The organism is Pseudomonas sp. 2, from assembly GCF_056627435.1.
Window position 1 is genome coordinate 1 of record NZ_JBWXNG010000026.1, and the last position, 11,449, is coordinate 11,449.

Below are 11,449 nucleotides of genomic sequence, written 5' to 3' on the forward strand. Positions count from 1 at the left end.
CTGGGTGCCAGTACCGGTGTGGCCGATGATCGGCGCGTCGTTGACCGGGATGACGGTCACTTGGCTGTTGTTGACTACGGTCTGGTTGTGGGTGCCGTTGGCATCGACGTCAGTGACCGACACGCTCACGCCGCGGGTGGCGGTGCTCGGGTTTTCGCTGCTGTTCTGGTAGGTGATCGAGTTGATCAGCTCTTTATAAGCATCGATCGAGGCCTTGCCGGTCAGCTCGATGACGATGTTGCCGTTGCTGTCGTTGCTCAGCTGGTAGCGGATCCCCAGATCGGTGGTGCCTTCGGTGCCGCCCTTGTAGTACTTGGAGACGATCACGTCTTCGGCCAGGAAGCCGGTGAGGGTGATCTTCGCGCCGCTCAGTTGGGTGCTGTCGACATCGGTCACGTTGAAGTCTTTGACCAGAGGAGTCGCTGCGCCGTTTTCGGTGTACTCGATGCTGCCGAAAGTGACAACGGGTGCGTCGTTGACGGCGACCACGCCGATCTCGCCCTTGGCGACCACCGAGGTTTCTGCGCCCACGCCATCGCCTTTCAGGCCGGTGTCGGTCACGCTGATTTCCACGCCGCGCGGGGTCACGCTCGGGTCTTCAGTGACGGCGGCGAATTTGATCGACTGAATCAGCGCCTGGTAATCGGCAACGCTGGCGGTGCCGGTGAGGGTGATGACCAGCGTGCCGCTGGCGGCCGAACCTTGCAGGGTGTAAGTCACACCGGCGATCGTGGTGGTGCCGTCCGGATTGGCCATGTTCGAACCGAAGACGTCTGTCGCTTGCAGGTGAGTCAACGTGATCGTTGCGCCCTGCAGAGTGGAGTTGTCCACATCGCTCAGGTGAACGCCCTGGGCGATGGCGACAGGCTCGCCGTTCTCGGTGTAGGTGCTGTTCTTGAAGCCGACTTCCGGCGCGTCGTTGACCGCAATGACATTGATAGTCGAGGTGCTGGTGTTCGAGGTGCCATTGATCAGATGGCCGTCGCTGACGGTCACGGTGATGGTGCGCGGCACGGTGCTCGGGTCATCACTGGTGTTGCTGTAGGTGATGGCCTGAATGGCTTTCTGATAGGTATCGGCAGTGGCGCTGCCGGTCAGGGTGACCGTGATCTTGTTGTGCGCGATGTCGTTGTCGATCTTGACCGTCAGGCCGTATTTGTTGGCGATCGCCAGCACGTCGCCTTTCTGGGCGTTGGTCAGGGTGACGGTTGCGCTCTGTACGCGGGTGTCGTCCGGGTCAGTGATGCTGACCTTGCCAGCGACGCTGACGCCTGTGCCGTTCTCGGTAAAGCTGGTGTTGTAGTTGGCAGAGCCGTTGTCCAGCCCGACCACTGGCGCGTCGTTGATCGGGGTTACGGTGACGAGGACGGAGCCTGCCGAGGAGTTCAATTCGCCGTCGTTCACGGTCACGTTGACCAGACGAATGCCGCCAACCGGATCATCGCCTTCGCTGACGAAGGTCGCCGACTTCAGCACGGCTTCATACTGCGCCTGGGTTGCGGTCCCGGTGAGGGTGTAGACCAGTTGGCCTCCGACGGTTTGCGAAGTGACCACGATGCCGGTGGTGCCAGTATCGAAAGCCAGTGCGTCGCCAGGCTTGGCGTTGGTGATGGAAACCCTGGCACTTTCGAGATTCGGGCTGTCCGGATCGCTGAGGGTGATGCCCGGCATCAGTTTGACCGGCACTGCATTCTCGAAGTAAGCGGCCAGTGTGACGTTGCCGAAGCCATGCATATCCAAGGTCGGCGCATCGTTGACGGCAATGACCTTGATGGTGCTGGTCGCGACGTTGGACAGGTTGTTCTCGGACTGGCCGTCATTCACCTGCACAGTGATCTGACGATCGACGGTGCTCGGGTTATCGCTGGTGTTGCGATAGGTGATCGACTCGATCATCGCCTCGTACTGGGCTTTGCTCGCCTCGCCGGTCAGATTGACCGTAATGGTCTTGTTGCCGTTGGCGTCGGTGCTGTTGACGATCTGCACCGAGATGCCGAATTTGTTGCTGGCGGCCAGCACGTCACCGGCCTGAGCGTTGGTCAGGGTGACGGTCGCGCTCTTGATCGTGGCGTTGTCGACGTCGGTGATCGAGACATTCTTGCCCGCGATGCTGATGCCGCTGCCGTTCTCGGTGTAGCTCAGGCTGTAGCCGGTTTCGGTCGCGCCGTCCTTGGAGTTCAGGTCCAGTACCGGAGCGTCGTTGACAGGCGTCACGGTGACCGCAAGCGGCTGAGTGGTGGTCGCTGTCTGACCGTTGCTGGCTTCAGTCGAGGTGGCTGTCACCACCAGGTTGATCTGGCCATTGAAGTCTTTCGGCGGGGTGATGGTCAGTTTGGACAGGTCCCAGCCATTGATGACGACTGCGCCGTCGCCGCCGGGAATCGAGGTGTAGCTGTGGGTGCCATCGGTCAGTACGGCGCCCAGCGGGATGCCGGAAACGGTGGTGGTCAGGCTTTCCGAACCATCGGTGTCGACCAGCGCCGGAGCAATGGTCAGATGAATGGCCGAGTCCTCGGCGCCAGTGGCCGACGTCACGGTCAGGATTGGCGCGTCGGCCACGGCGATGACGTGAACGACGAAGCTCAGGTCCTGACTGGCAGGCGCAGCGGTGCCGTCCTGTGCGGTTGCGGTCACGGTCAGCTGAATATCGCCACTGACGTTGGACGGCGCAGTGAACTTGAGTTTGCTCAGGTCCCAGCCGGTGATGTCGGTCGAGGTGTTGCCAACGGTCGCGGTGAAGGTGTGAACGCCGTCGGTCAGGGTCGAGCCGACAGGCAGGCCTTTCATGGCCAGTTTCAGGCTCGAGTCTTCGGAGCCGTCGATGTCGGTGGCGTGGGCCTGGATGGTCGACAGCAGGATGCCTTTGTCTTCAAGGCCGGTGTTCAGGTGCTCGGTGACGCTGATATTGTTGATCACACCGCCCGTGGAGTTGCTGTCCACGGCCTTGAATTCAAGCTTGGCAGTGCCATCGGCGGTAACCGGCACCTGGAAGGTGTAGGTCTGCATGCCGGTCTGGCTGGCGTTCAGCGTGCCGATCAGCGTGTCACCCCAGTAGACATTGATGGCCGAGTTATTCAGCGCGATGTCACGAGGCGAGTAGTCGACCGAGATGGTGTAGGTCGCGCCGTCTTTGACGGCGATGTTGGTGTACAGGTTGCTCGGATCACCATTGTCGCGTTCCAGCTCGATGACCTGCGAGTTGCGCGGGTCAGTGGCCACGCCGTAGGTGCCCGGTGCGCTGATTTCGACGGTGCCGCCGTTATTGTCGGTGTGCCAGGCGCCGCTGCCGATGTTGCCGATCACGCTGGTGTTTGCGCCGTTGACGGTGAGCGAGGCAACGGTCTGGTCGCCAACCAGCGCCAGGAACGGAGTGTCGGTGACCGGCGCGACGGTGATGGTGCCGGTCGCAGGCGTGGTCGCTGGCAGGCCCTGGTTGTCGGTCGCGGTGTAGGTGAAGTTGGTGTCGCCGCTCCAGTCCTTGTCAGGCTTGAAGTAGATCGTCGCGCTGTTGTTGGCGGCTGCGATGTCGCTGGCGCTGGTCAGTTCCTGAGTGCCGGCGGCGTCGGCGTAGAACTTGCCGTGGGCGGCCATGTCGACCAGGTTGAAGTGCGAAATGGTGCCGTCGACATCGCTGCCGGTCAGCTTGATTTCGATCATGCCGTCTTCATTGCCCGAACCTGTGGCCGGAGCCACGACCGGTGCGTCGTTGACCGCAATGATGTCGATTTCGCCGGTGTGGCTGCCAGCCTGGTTGTTGGTGCCGTGGGCATCGACGTCAGTCACTTCGATGGTCACGCCGCGTGGGGTGACGCTCGGGTTGTCACTGTTGTTGGCGTAGGTGATCGAGTTGATCAGTTTGGTGTAGTCGGCGATCGAAGCGTTGCCGCTCAGCTCGATGATGATGCTGCCGTCCGGGGCGTTGCTCAGCTTGTAGCTGATGCCCAGGTCGGTCGTGCCTTCGGTGCCGCCCTTGTAGTACTGGGAGACGATCAGGTCTTCGGCCTGGATGCCGGTCAGCGTGATCTTCGCACCGCTTAAGGTGTCACCGTCGACGTCAGTGATCTGCAGGTTGGCGACCAGCGCTTGAGGTGCGCCGTTTTCGGTGTAGGTCGGGCTGTCGAAGGACACGACCGGCGCGTCGTTTACAGCAGTCACGTGCACGGTGCTGGTCACCGGCACAGAGTCATTCTGCCCATCGTTGACGGTCACAGTGATGGTGCGGTCGACGACGCTCGGGTTCTGGCTGCTGTTGCTGAAGGTGATCGATTTGATCACGGCTTCGTACTGCGCCGCGGTGGCGTTGCCGGTCAGGGTCAGGACGATCTGGCCGTTGACCACAGCGGTGGTCACGGTGATGGCCGGGTTTGGGCTGCCGACGACCAGGGTGTCATCAGCCTGGGCGTTGGTCAGGGTGACCTTGGCGCCTTGCAGGGTTGGGCTGTCGACGTCGCTGACGCTGATGTTAGGGGCGATCGATACGCCAGTCTGGCCTTCGGTGAAGGTCGCTTCGTTGTTCACGCCGGCGGCGCTGCCGTTCAGGTCGACCACTGGCAGGGCATCGTTGTCGATGATGGTGGTGGTGACGCTGCCGTTGGTGCTGCTGACCACGACGTTTTCGAAGTTGCCGCCGGTGATGGCGCCGATCGATACGGTGACGTTCTCGACGCCTTCCGGAATGGTGTCGTTGATGGTGGCCAGGTCGAAGGTGACGCTGCTGGAACCGGCCGGGATCTTCACGCTGACCACTTGGGTGTAGTCACTGCCGTTGGCGGCGGTGCCGCTGTAGGTCAGGTTGATGGTGACTTCAGTCTGCGCCGGGTTGCTCAGGCTGATGGTGTAGGTCGCCGACTGGCCTTCGGTCACCTGGGTGCTGCCGGTGATGCTGGCCGTGGTGGTGTCGATAGTGTCGGTGATGGTGGTCGTTGCCGGCGCCGGGTTGGTGGTGATGACCAGGCCTGCACCGCCGGTGGTACCGGTGATGGTGGTGGTGATGTCATGGGCATCGATGTACGGCGTGTTGCCGTTCGGAATCTGCACGGTGACCGAACCGGTGGTCTGGCCGGCGGCGATGGTGATCACCGATCCGTTGGACAGGGTGATGGTCAGGTCGCTCAGCGGTGCCTGGGTGACAGTGGCGGTGTACACCAGCGCGCCGCCGGCTTCGGTCAGGGTCGGGGTGGCGGTCAGCGTCAGCGTCGATTCGCGCTGCGGAACGGCCGCGTCTTCCTCGATGCCGGCGGTGGCGTTGTTGCCAAGGCCTGCGGTGTTGAAGCCGATGTTCGGGTTAACCACGTCAGCGGTCTCGGTCAGCATCACCACGCTGTGGCCGCCGCCGGCAGCGCCGCCATCTGCGGAGGTGCCGGTGGCGTTACCGGCAGCGGTCGCCTCCAGGTCTTTGGTCGGGTCGGCGCCCGCAGCGATGGCTTGTTGCAGCTCGGCAACCGACGGTGCGGCCTGTGCGGCGGCTTCGGCGACGTTGGTGGTGGAGGTCGGGGTTTCCGAGCTCCACTGGCTGTCACGGCCCATGTCCAGTTGACGGCCGTCCGGCAGTTGCAGGGTGACGGAGCCTTCCGGCCCGGTCAGCACCTGCTCGCCGGCTAAGAGCCGGTCACCCTCGATCAGTACACGACGAATCCCTTCCGGGGAGACTGCGACTACTTGGCCAACAATGCTTTTGACGATGGCAACAACACTGCTCATGGGGGTGACTCTCCGAGTTTACCGTTCAGTTGGGATCCGTCATGCCGACTGGTCACTTAGGGATGCCGATTCGTATTGGGGTGTTCACAAACTTCAAAACTTTGACGTCAATTAAATAAGCGTTTGATTTAATTATTGTTAAATATTTGACGTCAATTTATTAACTGCTATTTTCAAGGTCGGGCATTAACTTTATGCCAAACTATTGACCTATTACGCGCCATCCTAAACAATCGCTTTCGTAATGTCACATTGATATTTTCTGAGATCGCGTATTTGTGTTGTTCGCTCCCAGATGCCCTTCAGAACAGCGTGACGCCGCCGATCTCCTTCATGACTCTCATGCTGCGCAGCAGTGAATGCTGCGTTTTCGAACAAGTACGTTCTCGGGAAGTAAACAAAATGCGAGTGCAACTCCTCTCCGCTGTACCTTTCGTTCTCTCCGTCGGTTTCGTGCAGGCACAAACCCTGCCAGAAGCCATGCAGAAGGCCATGGACGTGCATCCTGAGGTGCAGGCAGGCGTCAACGCCCGCATTGCACAGGACTATGCGGTGCGTGCAGCCAAGGGCGGATACCTGCCTCGCGTCGATGTGACGGCAGGTTACGGCAGAGCGGGTTCGGACACGCCAACCACTCGTGCGCAGGGCGGCAACGATCACTGGCAGACGCTGAACCGCGGCGAGTCTGCCATCCGTTTGCGTCAAATGCTATTCGACGGTTTCGCCACAAGTAACGAAGTTGGCCGTCAACAGGCCACCGCCAACTCCCGTGGCTACTCTTTGCTCAATACTTCCGAGCGCACCGCGCTGACAGTTGCGCAGGTCTATATCGATGTTCTTACCCAGCGCGAGATGGTTCGCCTGGCGCAGGAAAACCTGAAAAGTCATGAACGTATCTACGACCAGATCAAGTTGCGCACCAGCCGCGGTGTCGGACGAATGGCAGATATGGACCAGGCCGATGCACGTCTGGCACAGGCACAAAACAACCTGATCACCGAGCAGACTAACCTCGCGGACGCTGAAACCAACTTCGCCAGTGCCGTGGGCGTCGTGCCTGATCAACTGGAAAAACCCGCCCCGTTCGCGCTGATGCCGGCCGATCTGCAGGAAGCGCGCCGCCAGATGCTTGAGAACAGCCCTGTGCTGCGTTCGGCCGAATCGGACATTGCCGCTGCCGAGAAGCAGTACGACGCTGCCAAATCCTCGTTCTACCCACGTTTCGACTTCGACCTGGGCCGCAATGCCGACAACAACGTCGGTGGCGACGAAGGCCACAACAACGGCTGGGAAGCGATGGTGCGCATGCAGTTCAACCTGTATGCCGGCGGCAGCAACAAGGCTGACCTGACCTCCAAGTCGTACCTGGCCTCCCAAGCGCTGGACATCCGCAACAACGCCCTGCGTCAACTGAACGAAGAACTGGGCCTGGCCTGGAACGCCTACAACAACGCATCGCAGCAAGTGCCGATCGCGCAGCAGTACGTTGATCGGGCCACCAGCGTCCGTACGTCGTATCAGCAGCAATTCAGCCTCGGAGAGCGTACTCTGCTCGACCTGCTGGACAGCGAGAACGAATTGTTCACCGCGCAACAGCGTCTGGTGCAGCTGCAGAGCCTGAAAACCTACACCCAGTACCGCATTCAGGCTGACATCGGCACCCTGCTGAAAAGCCAGGGCGTAGTGGCTCCGCTGGCATCGGTTGTGCAGAATGATATTAAACCGACAGTGAAACTGCCGGGCATGAACTGATTTTTGACAGAATCGGTTTTCTTCATATTGAAAAGAGAGTGTCAGCGTGGATTTGGAATCGACTTCTGCCCAATTAGGTCATGACCCACGAAGCCAGCATGATGATCCATTGCTTGATGGTTTGCTGACACTCTGCGCCTTGCATCAAAAACCGGCGAGCCGGGCGATGTTGAGCACCGGCCTGCCGTTGCCCGACCAGCGCCTGAGCGCCGACCTGCTGCCTCGTGCAGCGGCTCGCGCCGGTTTGCAGGGGCGTCTGCTGGTGCGCAAGCTCGAGCAGATCCCCGACATCGCCCTGCCTGCCATGCTGCTTCTTAAGGAAGGGCGTTGCGCCGTTCTGCTGGGCTGGGACGGTGACACCGCACGCCTGCTGATCAGCGAAAGCGACGGCGGCGAAGTGCGGGTCGAGCGTGAAGCACTGCTCAAGGATTTCAGCGGCAAAGTGTTCTTTGCCCAACCGCAACACAAATATGACGTGACCCTGGGCTCGCTGATTCCCCGCGCGCGCTCCTGGTTCAAGGACACCCTCAAGCTGTCGCGCTGGCTGTACGCCGATGCGATCGCGGCCAGTTTCGTGATCAACCTGATCGCCCTCGCTGCACCGCTGTTCGTCATGAACGTCTATGACCGCGTCGTGCCCAACCAGGCCACGGCAACCTTGTGGGTGCTGGCGGCCGGTATCTGCGGCGCCTACCTGTTCGACCTCTTGCTCAAGGGCCTGCGCAGCCTGTGCCTGGACCTGGCCGGCAAGAAGACCGACCTGATCATTTCCGCGACCCTGTTCGAGCGCATCGTCGGGATGGCAATGAAGTTTCGCCCGGCGCGCGTGGGCAGCTACGCCCAGAACATCCATGAATTCCAGGGCATGCGCGACTTTCTGACGTCGCTGACCCTGACCAGCCTGATCGATTTGCCGTTCACCGTGATCATCCTGCTGGTGATCGCGCTCTTGGGTGGGCATCTCGTCTGGATTCCGATCGTCGCCTTCCCGCTGGCGCTGGGCATTGGCCATTGGCTGCAAAAACCACTGACTGCAACCCTTGAGCGCACCATGGCGCTGGGCGCCGAGCGTCAGTCGAGCCTGATCGAAACCCTCGCTGGCCTCGACGCGGTGAAGGTCAATAACGCCGAGAGCGAGCGCCAGTATCACTGGGAACACACCATCGGCACCCTCAGCCGCCTGGAGCTGCGAGTCAAGATTCTGTCTGGCCTGGCCATGAACCTGACCCTGCTGATCCAGCAGCTGGCCGGCGTGGCGATGATCTGCTTCGGCGTGTACATGATCATCGACGGCAACCTCAGCATGGGCGGCCTGGTGGCCTGCTACATGCTCAGCGGCCGCGCACTGGGCCCGCTGGCGCAGCTGTCGGGTCTGTTGACCCGATATCAGCAGGCCAAGGTGACCATGGTTTCGGTCGACCAGATGATGGAGCTGCCGCAAGAGCGCAACTTCGAAGAACGCCCGCTCAGCCGTCAGGTGCTGCAAGGCGCGATGGAATTCCGCAATGTCGACTTCACCTACCCGAACCAGGAAAACCTGGCGCTGAAGAACATCAATCTGATCGTTCGTCCGGGCGAGAAGATCGGCATCATCGGCCGCAGCGGCTCGGGCAAGAGTTCGCTGGCCAAGCTGTTGGTAGGCCTGTATCAGCAGGATGAAGGCTCGCTTCTGGTCGACGGCGTGGACATCCGCCAGATCGACGTCAGCGAACTGCGCCACAACATCGGTTACGTCGCCCAGGACATCCAGCTGCTGGCCGGCACCCTGCGTGACAACCTGGTGTCCGGCGCGCGCTACGTGGATGACGAAACCGTGCTGCAGGCGGCGGAGCTGGCAGGCGTGCACGAATTCGCCCGTCTGCACCCGATGGGTTACGACCTGCAAGTCGGCGAGCGCGGCCAGAACCTCTCCGGCGGCCAGCGTCAGAACGTTGCCCTGGCCCGGGCGCTGTTGCTCAACCCGCCGATTCTGCTGCTGGACGAACCGACCAGCGCCATGGACAACACCGGTGAAGAACGCCTCAAGCAGCGTCTGCAAGCCGTGATCGAGAAAAAGACCGTGATTCTTGTGACCCACCGGGCCTCGTTGCTCTCTCTGGTCGACCGCCTGCTGGTGATCGACCGTGGCCAGATTCTTGCCGACGGTCCGAAAGCCGCCGTGATGGAAGCGTTGAAGAAGGGGCAGATCAGTGTTGCTTAAATCGGGTCCAAATTCCGGCGGTGGTCTGTTCGGCTACTTCAAGGGCTCGCCATCGCTCGATGGCCAGCCGATGCCTGAAGTCAAAAAGGCGCTGGTCGACGATGCACCGCGTATCGTGCGGATCACCATCTGGTCGGTGATTCTGTTTTTCGTGTTCCTGGTGCTCTGGGCCAACTTCGCGATCATCGACGAGGTGACCAAGGGCGAGGGCAAGGCGATTCCGTCGACCAAGATCCAGAAGATCCAGAACCTTGAAGGCGGTATCGTCGCGCAGATCTATGCCCGTGACGGCGAGATCGTCGAGGCTGGCGCGCCGCTGATTCGTCTGGACGACACCCGTTTTGCCTCCAACGTCGGCGAAACCGAAGCCGACCGCGTGGCCATGGAACTGCGCGTAGAGCGCCTGAGCGCCGAGGTCGATGATCGTCCGCTGAACATCAGCGCCGACGCCCGCAAGTCAGCGCCCAAGCAGGCGGCCAACGAAGAGTCTCTTTATCAGAGCCGTCGCCAGCAACTGGTGGATGAAGTCGGTGGCCTGCAGCAGCAACTGATCCAGCGCCAGCAAGAGCTGCGCGAGTTCGGCTCCAAGCAGGAGCAGTACCGCAACAGCCTGAACCTGCTGCGTCAGGAGATCGGCATGTCCGAGCCGCTGGTGGCTCAGGGCGCGGTTTCGCCGGTGGACATCCTGCGTCTGAAACGCTCGGAAGTCGAAACCCGTGGTCAGATGGACGGCACCACACTGGCCATTCCGCGTGCGCAGGCGGCCATCGCCGAAGTGCAGCGCAAGATCGATGAAACCAAGGGCAAATTCCGCAGCGATGCGTTGACCCAGTTGAACGAAGCCCGCACCAACCTGGCTAAGGCGCAGTCCACGGCCAAGGGCCTGGAAGACCGGGTCAACCGCACCATGGTCACCTCGCCGGTGCGCGGTATCGTCAAGCAGATGCTGGTCAACACCGTGGGCGGCGTGATCCAGCCGGGCAGTGACATCGCCGAGATCGTGCCGCTGGACGACACCCTGCTGGTCGAAGCGCGCATTCGCCCGCAGGACATCGCGTTCCTGCACCCGGGCCAGGAAGCGATGATCAAGTTCACGGCCTACGACTACACCATTTACGGTGGCCTCAAGGGCAAGCTGGAACAGATCGGCGCCGACACCATTCAGGATGAAGAGAAGAAGAACACCTTCTACGTGATCAAGCTGCGCACCGACCGCAGCCACCTGGGTACCGATGAGCATCCGCTGCTGATCATTCCGGGGATGGTTGCGTCGGTGGACATCATCACCGGCAAGAAGAGCATCCTGAGCTACCTGCTCAAGCCGGTGCTCAAGGCCCGTGCCGAGGCGTTGCACGAGCGCTGATCGCTTAAGGCAAATACCAAACCTGTGGGAGCCGGCTTGCTGGCGAATGCGTCAGGTCAGACAACACAACGTTGAATGACACACCGCATTCGCCAGCAAGCCGGCTCCCACAAGGCGTGTACGAACTGATTCACCGTCCGCGCTTGCTGTCGATCCTGATCAACCGCCCGCCCTCGAACCTCAGGTACTGATACATCCCGTTGTTCGGGCCGTAGATCCATTCCTGGACCTGCACCTGATCGACCTGGCGGAAGTGGTTCACCGTTTCCTTGTAACCGATGATGTCCTGGCTGATCGGCTGGCCGCATTTCTGCTGCACTTCGAACATCCGGTCGCCGGCGCTGATCAACTGGCTGCCACAACGCAGGGTATCCGCTTGAGTCAGGCCGCTCAGCGCGGCGAGGCCGATCAACGCTGCGGCTCTTGTTAACACG

General features: G+C 61.1%; 5 protein-coding genes. 3 read left to right on the plus strand and 2 right to left on the minus strand.

What is annotated here, in order from left to right; genetic code table 11:
• Positions 1-5,700, minus strand: a 5,700-nt coding sequence (locus AC1MEK_RS28640; RefSeq protein ID WP_480399624.1) for a retention module-containing protein, incomplete at its 3' end; no start/stop codon positions are given.
• Positions 5,701-6,102: 402 nt separating this feature from the next.
• Here AC1MEK_RS28640 and AC1MEK_RS28645 point away from each other — a divergent pair.
• From AC1MEK_RS28645 to AC1MEK_RS28655, 3 genes are read left to right on the plus strand one after another with little or no spacing between them, the layout of a single operon-like run.
• Positions 6,103-7,452 carry a TolC family outer membrane protein gene (locus tag AC1MEK_RS28645; RefSeq protein ID WP_480399625.1) on the plus strand — a complete coding sequence of 450 codons (1,350 nt, stop codon included), beginning with the start codon at positions 6,103-6,105 and terminating at the stop codon, positions 7,450-7,452.
• A gap of 52 nt (positions 7,453-7,504) precedes the next feature.
• Positions 7,505-9,652, plus strand: coding sequence for a type I secretion system permease/ATPase (locus AC1MEK_RS28650; RefSeq protein ID WP_480399659.1), 2,148 nt, complete (start codon positions 7,505-7,507; stop codon positions 9,650-9,652).
• Entirely contained in the window at positions 9,642-11,015 is a 1,374-nt protein-coding gene (locus AC1MEK_RS28655; RefSeq protein WP_480399626.1) for an HlyD family type I secretion periplasmic adaptor subunit, read from the plus strand. Before AC1MEK_RS28650 ends, AC1MEK_RS28655 begins: the two co-directional genes overlap by 11 nt.
• Positions 11,016-11,145: 130 nt before the next feature.
• On the opposite strand, the gene AC1MEK_RS28660 is transcribed toward AC1MEK_RS28655, so the two are convergent.
• Positions 11,146-11,448, minus strand: coding sequence for a DUF2845 domain-containing protein (locus AC1MEK_RS28660; protein ID WP_480399627.1), 303 nt, complete (start codon positions 11,446-11,448; stop codon positions 11,146-11,148).
• Position 11,449: the final 1 nt, after the last annotated feature.

What these genes read in the sequence shown, in the direction of transcription:
- AC1MEK_RS28645 (WP_480399625.1), top strand. Translation starts at nt 6,103, where the DNA reads ATGCGAGTGCAACTCCTCTCCGCTGTACCTTTCGTTCTCTCCGTCGGT.